This window comes from Dawidia cretensis, from assembly GCF_018598175.1.
In the GTDB taxonomy this organism is placed as follows: Bacteria; Bacteroidota; Bacteroidia; order Cytophagales; family Cyclobacteriaceae; genus Ohtaekwangia; species Ohtaekwangia cretensis.
This window is the reverse complement of sequence record NZ_JAHESE010000002.1, coordinates 183,463-200,305: the sequence shown is the minus strand read 5'-3', so window position 1 is coordinate 200,305 and position 16,843 is coordinate 183,463. Positions and strand designations below refer to the sequence as shown.

Annotated in this window: 10 protein-coding genes; 3 read left to right on the top strand and 7 right to left on the bottom strand. The window is 51.6% G+C overall.

The window, feature by feature from the left end; all coding sequences use genetic code 11:
- Window positions 1-3: 3 nt before the first annotated feature.
- Together KK062_RS04360 and KK062_RS04355 are read right to left on the bottom strand one after the other, a co-directional pair.
- Entirely contained in the window at window positions 4-6,231 is a 6,228-nt protein-coding gene (locus tag KK062_RS04360; RefSeq protein ID WP_254083029.1) for an alpha/beta fold hydrolase, read from the bottom strand.
- Between the two features lie 358 nt (window positions 6,232-6,589).
- Entirely contained in the window at window positions 6,590-7,600 is a 1,011-nt protein-coding gene (locus tag KK062_RS04355) for an acyltransferase family protein (protein WP_254083028.1), read from the bottom strand.
- A 91-nt stretch (window positions 7,601-7,691) separates the two neighbouring features.
- On the opposite strand from KK062_RS04355, the gene KK062_RS04350 reads away from it, so the two are divergent.
- Window positions 7,692-8,738 carry an acyltransferase family protein gene (locus KK062_RS04350; protein ID WP_254083027.1) on the top strand — a complete coding sequence of 349 codons (1,047 nt, stop codon included), beginning with the start codon at window positions 7,692-7,694 and terminating at the stop codon, window positions 8,736-8,738.
- A gap of 8 nt (window positions 8,739-8,746) precedes the next feature.
- On the opposite strand, the gene KK062_RS04345 is transcribed toward KK062_RS04350, so the two are convergent.
- Genes KK062_RS04345 through KK062_RS04335 form a run of 3 tightly spaced genes read right to left on the bottom strand, consistent with a single transcriptional unit; the run spans window position 8,747 to window position 11,011 of the window.
- Window positions 8,747-9,358, bottom strand: a complete 612-nt coding sequence (locus tag KK062_RS04345; RefSeq protein WP_254083026.1) for an HAD-IB family hydrolase — start codon at window positions 9,356-9,358, stop codon at window positions 8,747-8,749.
- A 4-nt stretch (window positions 9,359-9,362) separates the two neighbouring features.
- Complete coding sequence (locus tag KK062_RS04340) at window positions 9,363-10,097, bottom strand: SDR family oxidoreductase (RefSeq protein ID WP_254083025.1); 735 nt, start codon at window positions 10,095-10,097, stop codon at window positions 9,363-9,365.
- A 17-nt stretch (window positions 10,098-10,114) separates the two neighbouring features.
- Window positions 10,115-11,011, bottom strand: a complete 897-nt coding sequence (locus KK062_RS04335) for a UbiA prenyltransferase family protein (protein ID WP_254083024.1) — start codon at window positions 11,009-11,011, stop codon at window positions 10,115-10,117.
- A gap of 128 nt (window positions 11,012-11,139) precedes the next feature.
- Between KK062_RS04335 and KK062_RS04330 the strand changes: the two genes are divergently transcribed.
- On the top strand, window positions 11,140-12,825 hold the full coding sequence (locus tag KK062_RS04330; protein ID WP_254083023.1) for a hypothetical protein: 1,686 nt from the start codon (window positions 11,140-11,142) through the stop codon (window positions 12,823-12,825).
- A gap of 79 nt (window positions 12,826-12,904) precedes the next feature.
- Here KK062_RS04330 and KK062_RS04325 read toward each other — a convergent pair whose 3' ends face one another.
- A complete protein-coding gene (locus KK062_RS04325) occupies window positions 12,905-14,014 on the bottom strand; it encodes an endonuclease/exonuclease/phosphatase family protein (RefSeq protein WP_254083022.1) in 1,110 nt (369 codons plus the stop codon).
- 3 nt (window positions 14,015-14,017) lie between these two features.
- The gene (locus tag KK062_RS04320) at window positions 14,018-15,154 is read right to left on the bottom strand and encodes an acyltransferase family protein (protein ID WP_254083021.1); all 1,137 of its coding nucleotides are present in this window, start codon (window positions 15,152-15,154) and stop codon (window positions 14,018-14,020) included.
- A gap of 144 nt (window positions 15,155-15,298) precedes the next feature.
- Here KK062_RS04320 and KK062_RS04315 point away from each other — a divergent pair, with 144 nt between their 5' ends.
- Window positions 15,299-16,834, top strand: coding sequence for an ArnT family glycosyltransferase (locus KK062_RS04315; protein ID WP_254083020.1), 1,536 nt, complete (start codon window positions 15,299-15,301; stop codon window positions 16,832-16,834).
- The last annotated feature ends 9 nt before the right edge of the window (window positions 16,835-16,843 follow it).

Here is a 16,843-nt window from a genome sequence, read left to right as displayed (position 1 = left end):
TCTTTATCGTATTAACCGGACGCCACCAGTGAAGACATTCGCACCACCACACTTGAAGACGTAATAATAAGGGCCAGGCTCCAGCTTACGTCCTTTATATTGCCCATCCCATTCGTTGCCATAGCTGGTGGACTCATATACCTTGTTACCAAGCTTATCATAAATGGCCAGCGGACACCCATTCACCAGGGCAACGTTCTTGACTGCCCAGACATCGTTCTGTCCGTCACCGTTGGGCGTAAAGACCTTCGGCGCTCCAAGCGACTCCGTCACGACCACAAAGACATCGTCGGATGCGGAAGCACCCTGGTCGTCCGTCACCGTAAAGGTGAACGTGTATTCGCCCGGATGTACACCCGTAAGATCAAGCTCGGGCGTTTCGTAATTCTCCAACACCACGTCCGGACCGGATGTTTTTACCCACATGTATTCCGTGATCGCGCCTTCCGTTACACTGCCAAAGCCTACGAGCTTCACAACATCCACGGGCATGCTCACCACGGTATCAGCACCGGCAAAGGCCTCGGGACCTGTGCGCTCCGGCCCCACAATCAGCGCCATTTGGGCCGTTGCTGTCTCGCCGTCGTTGTCCGTCACCGTCAGCACAAACGTATATTCACCGGCCAGAAGGTTTGTTACCGTCAGCGTGGGAGTATCGGCATTGTTCAGCGTGATCCCTTCCCCCCCGGTCATTGTCCATTGATACGAAACGATCTGTCCGTCGGGGTCGGTGCCACTACCCTCTATCACCACCTGCGCGATCGGCAGGCGTACGGTGATGTCTTCGCCGACGATTGCCCGCGGCGCCTGGTTCACCGTTTCGGGTAGAATAGTGATCATCAACGTGTCTGCCGCCATGGCGTTTTTGTCGTCTTTCACGACCAGATAGACTTTATAGACGCCTGCGATCATGTCGTTGATAACAAAGTCACCCGGCGTAGGAGACGGCGGCGGCAAATCCAGCGGTCGCGGCCCGGAATCTTGCTCCCATTTATACTCTTTTATCGTACCGTCAGAGTCAGTACCCGCGCTGCGTAGCGTTACAGTGTTATCGGGAAGAAATTTTGTGACATCATCGCCTGCATCGGCAATCGGCCGCAGGTTGGCCGTCACAGTGCCTACTTCGACCGCCATGTCATCGGTGTCCGTGGCGCCATCGTTGTCCGTCACTGTCAAACGGAATGTATAGGTACCTGCATCGAAACCTTCTACGACAACAACATCGCCTTGACCCGGTATCTTCTCGGTAATGCTCACCGGCAGGCCCGTCAACTGAGACCATAGAAGAGTCACCACGTTGCCGTCCGCGTCGCTACCTGTACCATTCAGCGTCACCGAAGTAGTCGGAAGCTTGATGGATTGGTTTCCACCCGCATCGGCAAGAGGTAAAATGTTGATTGCCTCCGGCAATACCGTCACCGTCACGTCGTCAAACGCCGACAGCGAATTTTCATCCCGCACGGTCAAACGGAATACATATGTACCTTGCACGAGCTCCGTTAGCTGCAGCGTCGGAGTGGTCGCATTCGCCAACGTGGCATTCGGCCCGCTGCGTTTGGTCCATTGATATGTGAGTGTCGTTTCACCGCTGGCGGTACCGGTTAACGTTACCGTATTCGTAGGCAAGGAGAGCTCCCGGTCATTTCCTGCCGACACCACCGGCGGCTTTGGCGCATCCGCCATGTGCACTGTCACCAGCACATCCGCAAAGGCAGTAGCATTGGCATTGTCTGTCACCGTCAGGCGGAAGGTATAGACACCGGCCACGAGGCCTGTCATTGTCAGGTTCGGTTGATTTGTCGTCGTAAGCGTTATCGTGGTGGGACCACCTTGTTGGTTCCAGGCATACTTCGTAATAGTACCGTCCGCATCGCTACCACTACCGTTCAAGGTAAGACCGTTGATCGGCAGCGTAATGTCACGGTTGGCCCCCGCATTGGCCACCGGCGCTTTGTTCACCACCGCAGACTGTACAGTCACGCTCGCTTCGGCAAATGCCGTTGCGCCATCGTCATCCGTTACTGTCAGCCTAAATTTATAAATACCCGCTACCAGTCCGCTAAACGTTGCGCTGGCTTTGTCCACGCTCGAACCGATGGCCGTCGGGCCGCTCACTTTCGTCCAGGCATATTTCACAATGGTGCCATCTTCGTCGGAAGCAATGCCTTTCAGCACGATCGTGTTGGTGGGCAGCGTAATAGACGGATAGGTGCCCGCGTTCACGATGGGTGGTTTATTGGCGGCAAGCGCCTTCACGGTCACCTTCACGTCCGCAGAGGCCGGAGCATCCTCATTGTCTTTCACCGTCAGACGGAAGACATATTCGCCTTCGGCCAGGGAGCTCGCGGTTAATGTTTTAGTCGTGACATTGGCCAGCTGCGCATCGGTCGGTCCGGACACTTGTATCCAGGAATACCCCGCGATCGTGCCGTCCTGGTCAACCGCCGACGCCGTCAACGTCGTCGAGTTGGTCGGCAAGGTCAATGTCTGGTTGGCCGGCATCGTAATGATCGGAATCTTATTCGTCGATCCGCTGGTTTGATATTCGGTCGCCCCAATGTCATATTTAAGGCCCGAAGGACGCGTCAGCATGAAATGATCAAAGTTGACATTGTAAGCCGACACATCGCGACCAATGTCGATCACCGGCGAATTTGGCAACAGGTGAAAATCAAAGTTGGTGGGATTGACAAACTTCACCGAAGCAATATTCCGCACAAAAAAGAAGTTGGACGAGTCGTAGTCCATACCGATCCGGCAGTTGGAGTAGAAGAACGCATCTTTTCCTTTCGCACAGAAGTCCGCCCTTTCATACGTGTCGTACGTACCCGGATTGATCACCAGGTTGTTATAGAACTTGCTGCCTTTGGCCACCTGGTTTTCATAGCGAATACCATCCAGCTTGGTATTCATGATGGTATTGTTGATGAAGCTAAAGCCACGTCCCGGAATGGTCGATCCTATCCCGAAGTATACACCGTGTGAGCCCGTCTCGGTAATGATATTATTAAAAATGATATTACCTCCCAAACCGAAGACAGCCATCCCCACACCACTCCCCTTCCGGATGTAGTTGTTGTAGCAAAGCCCCGACGTACCGCCACCAATGATGATACCGTTATTTTGATCCGCCGAGAACGGATTGAGGCCGTAGTTCTCGATCGAGTTATTATAGATCTCACACCCCTCCACCGCGCACGTTACCTGCAAGCCGTCGGCCGCCGTATTGCGGATGATGTTGTTGTAGATCTTGATATTCTTGATATCGTGCGGGTATATCTTTCCGCAAGTCCCGTTTTCAATGCCACCATAGGCATAATACCCAACATAAAAGGCCTCGCCGTTCGTGTCGTGGATATAGTTGTCATGCAACTTAATATTCTCCATCACAAAGTTACCACGGTGGTACTGCGGATTCGCGCATGTCGGGTCAATCTTGCACATGATCCCGGCGTAACCCGAGTTAGCGATCTCGATGTGGTCTACTTCGAAGTCACTGTCCGACATGAACATCGCCGTATTCTTGGTAGACACCGCGATCTTGAATCCGTAGAAGAAATTAGGATCACCCGTACCTGTTACCCGGAAATACTTACAGCGTGTGAAGCTCAACGAACCGTCCGTAAGCGGGTTGTTGATCACAACCTGCCCGCCGCAGTTAATGAACGTGATGGGTTTATCCGCCGTTCCTACAAAGTCCAGGAATCGTAAGTAACTGCGGTTACCCGCCCGAACACATACCACGTCGCCTGGCTTCACCGGCTTAGGCATATCCATCGCCTTGATGTAGTCGCTCTTGGCTTCAATTACGTGGTCACAGTTACACGTCTGCGTCCCCGAAGGACGTACTTCTACCGACACCTCGTCAGAGGCGCTGGCGCCGGCATCGTCGGTCACAGTGATACGAAAAATATAGGTACCCTGCACTAAATCGGAAAGCGTGAGCGCAGACGTTTCTGCACCCTCCAGTGTACCCGCCGTCGGGCCACTAACCTTCATCCACTCGTAACTTGCAATGGTACCATCCGGGTCGTTCGCCGCCGCCGTCAGTACGGTATTGTTTATAGGAAGCATGAGCGTTACGTTCGCACTGGCAGTCACCACCGGGGCATTGTTGATGGTTGGCGGCGACACGATCAGGTCAACGTCGTCAAAAGCCGTCGCACCATCGTTGTCTGTCACCGTCACACGGAAGCGGAACGTACCGGCCACCAGGTCGGTCACGCCAATCTGATTCGTCGTGGCACCGGTAAACGTAATGGCGCCACCACTCACTTTTATCCATTGATAACTTTGAATCGTACCGTCGGGGTCGTTCGCCGTTGCCGTCAGGGCTACCGCGGCCTGCGGCAATATAACGTTCACGTTGTCACCGGCGTTGACAGTCGGCGGTTGGTTGACGCCGTCGGCCTGTACCGTTAATGTCATCTCGTCTATGGCCGAGGCTCCCTTATCGTCAGTCACCGTCAGACTGAAGACATATACACCTTCGACAAGGTTATTGGCTGTCGCATGTGCATTCGTAGCGTTGACAAGGTCCGCATCCGGGCCACTCACTTTCACCCATTGATACGTCACAATGCCACCGTCGGGATCATTGCCACTGCCGATCAGGCTGGCGGTATTCGTCGGCAATACCACAGTTTTATCAGCCCCAGCCGATGCCGTCGGCGTCTGGTTGACAGCGTCGAGTACCGTCACCTTTATTTCATCATACCCCTCTTCGCCTATATCGTCGCGCGCTGTCAGGCGGAAGACATAGATGCCGGCCACTAAATCTCTTGCCGTGAGCTCCGGTGTAGTTTCATTGACAGGCGTCCACGCGGGCCCACTGATCTTCGTCCACAGATAACCTTCGATCGTGCCATCGTTGTCCGTGGCGGCGCTGGGTATAACAACAGTGTTCTGTGGCAGTGTAATCGAAATGTCTGTACCCAACGTCACAACCGGTTTTTGATTGACTTGCGCGGCGTTCACGGTAATCTGTACCTCGTCTAAACCAGTAGCACCTTTATCGTCCGTTGCCGTCAGGCGATATACATAGACGCCAGGTTGTGAGAGACCGCTCACTGTAATCTGCGGCATCTGCGTATCCGATATCACGGACGACGGCCCTGACCGCTGGCTCCACAGATATTGAGCGATTGTACCATCATCCGATGCTGTACCAGTAATGATGGTGCTGCTCTGCGGCAGCGTAATGACCTGATCAGCCCCGGCGTTGACAACAGGAGACGCGTTTACCGCCGCTGGGCTGATGACTAACGACATCTGATCACTGGCTACATTGCCGAGGTTATCTTTCACCGTCAATGTAAATACATACGTACCCGCTACCAGCGCGCTCGCCGTGAGGCTTGCCGTGGTTGCATTTGCCAGGGTCGCCGCAGGGCCACTGGTCTTGGTCCATGCATAGGTTACTGCCCCGCCCTCCGGATCACTGCCTGTGCCGGTAATAATGATCTGGTTGGTCGGTAATTGCAGCGATTTGTCCGCCCCTGCATTTGCAATGGGCGGTGCGTTAGCCGCTCCTGTCTTCGAGAAACCCAACATCCAGGTATAAATATCATGGCCCGCGCTCCCGTCGTAAGTCCTGGTCCAGGAATCATGTCCCACACCGGGATACATTGTCAACCTAGCTTGCGGGTTCGCTACGGGGCTTGTACACTTATTTACAGCCGCTACTATATTTATAGAACCGTATTTGTCTACCGTCTTATCGGCATCACCGTGAAAAGCCCAGATAGGTACTTTCGCGAGCTGGCAGGGGTCCTGCGCATTTCCGTTACCGGCAATGGCCACCAACGCGGCAATCTTGTCGGGATATTTAGCGGCATATTCCCACGCAACGATACCCCCCATGCTCAGTCCCGTCAAATAAAAGCGATCTGTATCGATGCGGTACGTTTTCTTGATATACTCGACAAACAGGTCGATGGTTGGCGCACCCCACCAATACAATGATTGGGGTGAGAGCACAACCATCGGAAAATTGCGTCCTTTCTTAATCTCCTTTCCAGGGCCGTTAACAATAGCTTTGTATAGCTCCGTTGTACCGTTACCGAGCTCGCCCTGGCCGTGCAAAACAAGGAGCACTGGCCATTTCTTGGTAGCGTCTGTGTCGTAGCCCACGGGCAAATACTCGTAATAGCCATACTGCGCCGCGGTAGTGCCTTTACGCTTTTCAACTTGAACACCCTGCCCCCATACACATGTAGTCAGGGATGCCAAAAGGAAGAGGATAGTAATACCAGACAAAAGGGTATACCACCGGGTAGGGACAGAATTCGTAGAGGGGCGAATCATGTTAATTTGGTTGTGAATTGAATCTCCTGAAAGACAGAGCTCCGAGAGATCTCAGCATACTTACGCTTAAGACAAGCCGATGCCGGTCTTAAAGGTATAACTTTAATCTCCGTTGCACAATAAAACTCCTAATATAATGTTACGAAAGCCTTGGGCGACTGGCTTTTAATGGGGTTGTTCGAAGCGTATGCAAATAGAAGTATATTCCGGCGTCGAAAGAACACTACATCGGTGAATGGCGCATATCAATCGCCAAAAGCGCACTTATTGGACACAGGTATAGTTAACACCCAATCAGCATCCGGCTTCGTTTTCCGAAGATTTTCTGCATTACCCAAATAAATAGGGATGTTGTTACCATGACACCTATAAACTGGATGGACCAGTATAAGACGATCTCCCGGATTTCAATATGCAGCACGCGCTCTTGTAAGTAGCGCAGGCCAATGACGAAATAGAAGTGCACAAAGAATATCCCGAAGCTGATTTCCGCCAGGAAGCCGGTGATCTTGGGCACATGCGCATCCCAACGCCACAACCAATAAATAAAGAACCAGCAAAGCAGCATTTTCTGCACGTACATCATCTGATCGTACAGTGGAATTTTAAACAAACTTGCGATCACAACCACCACCGTCAGCGCCGTCATCGGCTGCCACCAGCGTTTAGAGAATTCCAGCAGCTCATTTTTGTAATGGCTGCAAAACATGCCGAAAACGTATACCGACAGGAAATGGATAAACATACGCGGAATATTCTCCAGCTCTTTCCGCGGCACCAGCAACGAAACAATGACCAGCAGAATCAGAACCCAGTAGTACCGGGGCCGGCGATCGATCGCCAGCAACAACGGTGCGCACAGGTAAAACAGCGTGATCATAGGCACAAACCACAGCGGCAGCAAATGTGCCCCCGTGATGAGCAGCCAGAAGCATCGATGGGCCACAGACCAGTGGGCGTAGTCCGGTTCGAGCTCCACCAGGTAGTCAGGCGCACCGCTGTAAAGCCGCACCAATAAGATCGGCAGCGAGACGATCAAATAAGGCAACAACACATTGGTCACTTTCTTTTCCAGATACGACTTGTATTCAAACCCCCTGGAAAGGTGCTGAAAAAGATAGCCCGCTATAAAAATGAAGAGAACAGTACCGTTTTGAAATACAGAATTGATAATTTGGTACCCGATCGACGACTTATCATGCCAGCCATACAGGATATGCCCACCCACCACAAAGATGATGGCGACACCACGGAAATTGTGAATGTAATTGAGATACGTTTTAGATTGAGCCATACTACATACTCCAGTAAAAGACAATAGACTAATAGACTCAGCAAAGTAAAAAATAATCTGATCTCACAACGACTTTATCCATAAAAAACAAATGTTTTCTCTCGACGCGCTCTTTAACGTATCTGCTATCCGGAAAAGCCGGCTTACCTGGATTGACTTTGCCAAAGGGGCCGCCATCATCATGGTAGTTTTCCGGCACATCGTCATCGGCATCGAACGCAGTGAAATTCCGATTCACGAAGCGTATCGAACGATTGCAGATATCACCTACAGCTTCCGGATGCCGCTGTTCTTTATTCTCTCCGGCTTCTTCCTTCGGTCCAGCCTGTTGAAGCGTACCGCCGGCGAGTTCGTCCAAAGCAAGCTGCGCACGCTGCTATACCCGTATCTCATCTGGACGTTCATTCAAATCTCCGTACAGATTGTATTCTCCAATTACATCAATGCCGACCGCACCTGGCATGACTATATCGCGGTCTTCATCAACCCGCGATCGATCGACCAGTTCTGGTTTATCTATGCCCTCTTCAACCTGGCGCTCGTGTATCTCTTGCTCTTCCACCTGACGAAAGGCAACAAGATCGCCCTCTTCGTCATTGGCATAGTTTTTTATTTCATCAACCGTTTTATCGACATACATGTTATCGATGATATACTCGAGAACTTTATTTATATCGTCATCGGCGATCTCACGTCGTCCTTCGTCTTAAATAAAGAAAACCGCAGCACGATCCTCTCCTACGCCTGGCTATTCGTATTCACAGCGTTGTTTATTGCCACGCAGTATCTTTACCTGAACTTCGAAAACCTCGAGCCCTTCGTATATGCCATCATTGCCCTGGTCGGCAGCGTGCTCACGATCATGATCTCCTTTCACCTGGCCAATGTCGATTGGCTGCTGTTTGTACGCGTGGCAGGCTTCCACTCGCTCTATATATACCTCATGCACGTACTGGTCAGCGCGCCCATCCGCATCGTACTCTTTAAAGTATTCCACGTAACCAATGGCGGGCTCATTGCGCTCATCAGCACCACACTGGGCTGCCTGGTGCCGATGATCTTCTATAACCTCTGCCGACGCTACAACATGACATTCCTGTTCTACCCGCCGGGTGGAAAATTAAAAGAAGAGGGCTGATCGTTTGATCAGCCCCGAAAAGGCTTGTAAAAGGAATGATGCGCCAGCGCCAGCATAGGTTTATCGCCACTGCTGTCGCCATAGGCGTAGATTGTATCGTAGGCTGTTAAATCCAACGTTTCGCGTATACGACAAACTTTCTCCTCGCCGTAACAATTTTTCGTGGCCAGCGTGCCCGTAATCTTTTGTCCATCACGCTGCAGCTGCGTGCCGATGATCTGCAGGTTGCGGGCTTTGCACCACGGTCCCACCCAATCTTCGGCTGAAGCCGTAACGACCACGACGTGATGGTTGTCCTCCTGATGCTTGCGCAGCGTTGTCAAGCCCTCCGGGCGCAACATGGTGGGAATGACCTGATCGGCAAACGCCTCCGCTTTGCTGCGAAAGGTAGCTTCGTCCTCGCCACCAAAGAAGTAACGTAGCACGCGCTCCTTGGCTTTCCAGTTCGGAATAAGTCCCAGCTTCATGGACACCAGCCACGGCGAGAGTAATAAAAAACCTCCATAGAATTTAGGCGCTCCGTGATAGAACTTGATAAACTCGAGAAACGTATCCTTTGTTGTCAGCGTCCCGTCCAGGTCGAACAGTACCAACACCTTTTCGCCGCTTGCAGTCGCCATACCGTTACAGCTTGAGTTTTTTAAAGATGCTTTCGGGAATGAGCACGATAATGGTCATGATATAACGCCATAAAGGCAGGTAGTACACCACGTTGCGTTTCTTGCCGATCGCCTTGTATACATACGCCGCCAGCTTGTCGGGCAAGGCTGTAAGCGCCGGCGGTGTGTGCAGGCCCGCCACCATCTTGGTTTTAATGAACCCGGGCTTGAGCGTCATGACATGAACATTGTTTTTCACCAGCCGGTTTCGCAGCCCCGAAAGATACGCGGTAAAGCCGGCCTTGGCGCTGCCATACACGTAGTTGCTCTGACGCCCGCGATCACCCGCCACCGAGCTGACGCCAACGATCACACCGCTGCCCTTGCGTTGGTAGTCTTCGGCCACGACGTTCAGGATCGACACGGCGCCTACATAGTTGGATTCGATAATCTTGCGGCTCTCAGCAAAGTCTTGCTGCGCTTTCTCCTGGTCGCCCAAGTAGCCAAACACACAGATCGTGACATCGGATGCTTGCGGTAGCCCGGCGTAAAATGCCGCGTGGGTGTCATATGCGACAGCATCAAACGGCTGCACATAGACCGACGCGCGGGTATAGCGTATGCGCAAGTCGGCTGCAATGGTTTCCAGGTAAGGAATATCGCGGCCTGCCAGGGTAACCGTAGCGCCCTGCTGCGCAAATACTTTGGCCAGCGCCACCCCTACGTCGGAGCCGGCGCCTAAGATCAATACGCTTTTCATAGTGGTTTCCGATCGTCCTACAGAGACAAACCGAATAGTGACATTAAATTATGACGATAGATGATACTAAAGAAGGATACGATCCAGCCCAGCAGTGTGATTTGCAAGAACCGGTCGGTGTACAGAATCTTGGTCGGCGAGCCGCTCTTATTCTCCACCACGGTGATTTGCATATACCGCATCAGCCCCGCAATCACAAAGATGGCGGTAGCATACAGGTAATGGGTTTTCAAGCGGTCGGTGACTTCGTCTGAGATCGTGTACATGATGTAACACACCAGGATAACCGACATCAGCATGGTAAGCCCCCCGTTGACAAATTCCATATTGTACTTGGCGCTCGCCTTCCGCATCACCTTGCCCGACTCCTGCGCCAGCAAAATGTCGTCGCGACGTTTGGCCAGTGCCAGGAAGACCGCCAGCAGGAATACCATCAGCATCAACCATTCGGAAATCCGCACCTGGGCAATTACACCGCCCGCTACCGTGCGCAAAAGAAAGCCGCTGGCGACGATCAGGATGTCGAGAATGGAGATGTGCTTTAACCCCAGGGAATACCCCAGGTTAAGGACGTAGTAAATAAGTGTCACATACAAAAACCGGATGTCGATGGAGTACGCCAGGAAAAAGCCGGCCACCAGCGTGATCACCATCACGACCAGCCCCGTGCTCTTACTGATCTCACCCGAGGCCAGTGGACGTCTCGACTTCGTCGGGTGTTGCCGGTCGGCCTCGATGTCGTTGTAGTCGTTCAGGATATAGATGGACGATGCCACCAGGCTGAAGGCCAGAAAGCCATACGCAACCGATAACAGCTGGGGAATGTTTAACAAGTCCCCCGCAAAAAAAAGTGGAAAGAACAAAAATGAATTTTTAATCCATTGATGCGCTCGCACAAGACGCAGATATTTCATGATTAAAAGCCTCTACAGTTTTTTTCAACCCACAATATAAAATCAAAGATTAACACTTACCCGCTCATTGCCAGTTATTTTTTAGTTACTAATTTTAACCCTTACGCAAAAGCAGCTTACTCCGCCAAATGAACAACCTCCTGAACCCTTCAGATCGAAAAATTTCGATTGCAGAGATCATTGTAATTGTGGGCTTTTCCCTGTTTCCCCTCTTCTTCCAGTACCCGTACCGGGTGAACATCTTCCTTTCCTGGGAAGGAGCCTATCGCCTGTACCTGGGACAGGTCCCCTACAAGGATTTTGGCCTGCCCATGGGATTCGCCTATTGGGTTATTCCCGCCGTCTTCTTTAAAATATTCGGCCCATACATGTTCTCACTTGTAAAAGCGCAGGTGTTTATCAACCTGGTGGCGGGATTCTCTTTCCGGTCATTGCTCAAACAGTTCGATCTGGTGAGCGGCCAGCGTTTCCTCAGCGTGCTGCTGTTCTGCCTCTCCTACTCCTTCTTTAACTTCTGGCCGTGGTACAACCATTCCGTCTTTGTCTATGAGCTCGTAGGCCTGCTTTTCGTCACCAGGAGTATCTTCTCTCAGAACCGCCGGTGGAGCTATGCCTTTGCATTCCTCGGTGGCTTTTTTGTATTCGTGTCATTCTTTACCAAGCAGGATGGCGGCGCACTGGCACTATTGCTCGCGTTGGCCCTTCTCGGCTACCAGGCCATTGGCCAGCGCAAGTTTGCTCCCATCATAGTCTTTATCGCAGGCTTCGCCGTGACCGCTATGGCGCTTATTCTCCCCTTCCTGTCGCACGGTATCGGCTACTGGTTTAACTACGGTCAACCACCCCACTATTCACGCGTCAGCATGCACGACATGATCGACGAAATTTTCGGCGCCTCCCAATGGGCGAAGTTCTACTTCGTGCTGATCCTCCTCGTAGGCTTCGTGAAGACCGATAGCTTCCGCAACATAAAGGGCTTCTTCCAGGACTCCAAAGCATTCACATTCTTTCTGCTCACCTGTGGCATACTCGTCCAGGCACTGATCATCCAGGTAACAAGCTATACACCACCCGACAATAACATCTATTTCCACAGCTTTGCCTTTGCGTATCTCATTACACTTGTTCCAGCATCGTTCAACCTAAACCGTCTGGTGCCGCTGGGGCTGACCGTGGTCATGATCTTCTTCTGGTGGTCCGGTACATATTACAAATACGTACAACGCATCGTAGACCGTGTCTTCCCGCGCACCGCGGAAGTAACCGATCGCAACATCGTGTCCCGCCATAATTTTATGGTGAACACCGACAGCACCACCCTCGACGTAGATATGTCAGAATGGAAATCGTCCGGACTAAAAGCATTCTCGGGTGTATATATGCCGGTCTCTACGATCGATGGCATTAACCGCCTGCTGGAGCGGCCCGAGATCAAAGGCAAAGAAAAACCGCTGGTTCTCAACATGACCGAGCTCACACCGCTGGCGCACGAAATCGGCTATGAATTAGAAACCCCGCGGCCTCTCTGGTACCACCGGAATGTGGCCATGTTTGATAAAGAAGTAGACCTGTTTTGCGACCTCATTGGCAAGCAATATTATGACGTCGTGCTCTTCGAAGATGTAGCGATGCTCAACAATTTCTACCCCTATGCGGTACAAGATTGCCTGAAAGAGCACTACGATCGCGTAGACACCTTCCTGGCGCCCAGAAGACCAACGAATGCCACCATTGAGGTGTACGTCCGGAAAAAAACTGCCGCAGAAACAACGGCAGTTACTCCGGGCACTTCAGAAAACCAGGTCGAACAATAAATTCCATATTAACAACGGTATAACCATCCGCAATAAAAAACCACCGGGTATCTCGGTGGTTTTTTATTGAACAGACGCCTCACTCCGGCTGCTCCCGGCAAAGAGCGTATTTGCCCGCGAGCGGAAAGTGATCCGAATAAGTCACATCCTGGCGCGTCTCGAAGTCCACGACGTCCAATCCTGACGAAAAGAACTGGTTATCGATGCGCAGAAACTGCAGCGTGTTGCCATTGTACGAAAAACCAAAACCCTTACCCTTCTCTTCAAAAGAGTTCTTCAGTTCTTTACGAAGCGAGTGGTAGGTATACGAATAGGGCAGCTCATTGAAGTCACCCGCGCAAACGACCGGGTGAGACGACGTATCGATTACGGCCAGCACTTCTTCCACTTGTTTGCTGCGCTCGAACACACCATCTTTTAATTTATGCAGGATCACCTTCACGCGGTGTTTTTGCGCATCGCGATCGTCCGTATAAAGCGGATTGTCTTTCTTCATCCGCATGGACTCCAGGTGCACATTGATCACCCGTACCGTGTCAGGCCCGATCTTGATGTCCGTGTAGATAACACGATTAAACCCGTTATCGCTTATCAGAATATTCCCCTTGTTTACAATCGGGAAACGTGATACGGTAAGCAAACCCACAGCGTCGCCGTTGGCACCGGCATTCTTGGAAAAGAAGTAATAGTACCCTTTTTTCTTTATGGCTTCAATCGTCTTGAAATACGAATTCTGCGTGTGGTCGAAAAACTCCTGGTAGCACTGCACATCGTAGTCGTTTTCCAGGATCCATTGGCGCAGCTTGTAGGTGGCACTGTCCTTGTCGTCCTTGCTACCGAAGGTATGCATGTTGGCATGCTCAGGCTTTTTCAGACCGCTAACATTATAGCTAAGCAGCGAAAAGGCTGCGGTCGTGTCTTGCGAGCACGTGGTCTCGGCCCGGTACAGACGCTTGACGCCATACGTTTCGGTGACAAATTGCAGGTTGAACAATAGCGGCAATAAATAGAAGATCGCTGAGACACGCCGCAGAACGGCATACAGCAAAAACAACACAATGTTAATCACGAATACCACTGGTATCGCAAAGGTGCAGAGCCACAGGTTAAACTTCTCCGTGGGCGGGATCTTTACACTGTAATAGATAAATGCAAAAATGATGGCGACAACGAAATTGATATACTTCACGACCTACGATTTTAAAAGACGGTAACGCTGCACGATTTTTTCCTTAAGCTGCTTCGGCCAGTCTTTGTTCATGCAGGGCTTTTCGATGGCCAGGAAAAATACCACACTTACCGCAAACAGCAACACCAGGAATACGGGAAGTTGCACCAAAAGGTTTACGATATAGTGATTTGTGACGGGGAATTTTCCGGCTAATTTTCCAAAGCCCTCGGCCATGGGCAGGTGAATGAGGTAAATTGTATAACACATGCCACCGATGGCTACAATCCAACGGTTGCGGAAGGCCTGAATAACGTACACGGACCGGAACGCCCCATAAAACAAGAAGAATAAAATGACGGGGTACGCCAGGCGGCTGACAATGTCGTGGTCGGTAAACACAAAGAGACTTAGGATACACAGCACGGAGAGGATGTCCAGTAGCAGCCTGGGGCTTCTTCCCACGTTCCAGTCGAGCAGGTAGATGTCGGCCAGTACAAAGCCTATCATGAAGTAATGCAGGTGTCCCAAAATAAAAAACGACCAGGGATAATTCCACCACCCGAAATATTGCTGCACACACACCAGGCCTATGATGAATGCAATGAGCGTACAACGGCGGATCCACCGGTCGCGTATGCTGAAAAACGCCATGGCCAGGAAGGGGGCCATGAGGTAAAACTGTACTTCTACTTCGAGTGTCCACGCCACCGGGTTGATTTTGGACCAGCGCAGATAGAAAAGGTTGTGCGTGTACGTCAGACTGTGGAGATAGCGCGGAAACAGGTCGTCCCACGGCGCGTGCTGAATGAGCAGTACGATGAAAAAGATCGTCATAGCGATGATATACGGCGGCTCGAGGCGCGTCAGGCGACGCACGAAGTAGTCGCCTAAGCGCACCTTCTTTGTGCCGAGCAGATTATGCGAGGCAAATGGCAAACACAGGATGAACCCGCTGATGACAAAAAACACGTAGATGCCTACATAGCCGCGCGACATCCAGAAGAAAAATGGGTCCTGGTCGAGCGCCGGTTCGAACGCAACGGTGGCATGCCTTTCCACACGCTGACTTACATGGTTTATCACGACGGGCAAAATGGCCAGAAACCGGAAGCCGTCGATTTCGGAAATGAACTTACCACCGGAAGTGACACGTGACAAACGGTCAGGGAGGGTACGCCAGAAAGAAAACATTTACAAGATTAAAGTGAAGCCAAACTTAAAAACCACGACAGAATCAATTACGCAAGATAGTAGTATAATTTTAACGAGTAAAACCAATAGATTTACCTTTTAATCATTTGAATGAAAAAAAACGTACTCGTCTGGCTGTCGTTCCTGCTGGTCACCCTGTTGCTTCGCGCGTATTCGTTCTTTTATTCCGTAATCGATTGGGACGAAACCCTCTATTTGCTTATTGCTGACGCCTGGAGCCAGGGTTCTATTCCATACGTGGAGATCTGGGATCAGAAGCCTCCCGGCGTGTACCTGTGTTTTCTCCTGGGTAAGATCTTCGGCGCCGGCGACTTGCTGCTCGGCATTCGCGTACTGTGCGTGCTGGCCGTCACCTTTGCCGCCTATTTCCTCTACCGCATCTGTCAACGGTTAGCCCCCAACAGTGGCGCGTTTGCGTACGCTCCCGGCCTGCTGTACATTGTTTTTACACTGGTCAATCAAGGACTGGCCGCCAACACCGAAATCTTTTTCATCCCTTTTGTTACCGCCGGTGTGTGGTGTATTGTCGCCTGCGTCGATGTCGCCACGGGCACCTGGCGCTCGCGCCCATGGCTGTTAATCATCGGCGGCGTGTTACTGGGCTTTGCTTTTCAGATCAAATACCTGGTGGCCTTTGACCTCCTGGCCATCGCAGGGGGCATCGCGGTCTTTCAATTTCTAACAGTACCGCTCGCAATAGCACTGCGCAATACGCTCCGCATCGGCGCCCTGCTCCTGCTCGGCTTTGTGTTACCCAACGCCGCAATACTCTACTACTTCCATGCGCAAGGGCACTTACAAGACCTGATTACGGCCACCCTCAGCGCAAACGTCCAACACCGCACCCACGGCGACGTCTCGATCGTAAAAACTGCCGGCAAGTTCTACCTGCAGTTCCGTGACCAATTCATACTGTGGGGCTCCGCTGTCGCCGCGCTTTTTTGGATTGCGCGCGGTACTCGTTCAAACGCGCAAAAATGGACCGTGCTCGTGCTTTGGGCATGGCTGCTTCTGGACGTTATTAGCATCTCCCTTACCAAAAAGTTCTATGCACACTATTTTTTACAAGCGCTGCCGCCCCTTTGTATCCTCTTTTTTGTGGTCTGGGCACCGCTTTACAGCAACCTGCAAAAAGCATCACGCTTCGCTGCCGTCGCTTGCCTGACCCTATTTGTCATGCTGACAACGGTACTGCCAGTGGTTGAAGAAACCGTCATGACGCTCTATTTCCGTAAGGTAGAAGGGAATCCTTATTGGAACGACGCTTCGGCTGAGATTGCCGCACTGGTAAAACAAGACCTGCAAGCGGGAGATTATATCTTTGTAGCGGGAGCGCAACCCGTGATCTATTATCTAACCGGTGCCCGTATTCCAACGCGGTTCCCCTATCCGCCGTTCTTTCTGGATGATCACTTCCGGCATGTATCCGGCATCGACCCTGCCCATGAGATCCGCAGCATACTCGATAAAAAGCCGCGGTATATAATCAGTCGTAAACTACCCGAAAACACGTTCTACAGTTTGCTGGCGCCGTACCTGGCGCGGGAGTATGATGAGGTAAAAACAATCGACGGCAGAACTGTCTTTCGCAGGAAAGACAATGCTGCCGTCGCAGGGAAGAAATAAAGATTGGAA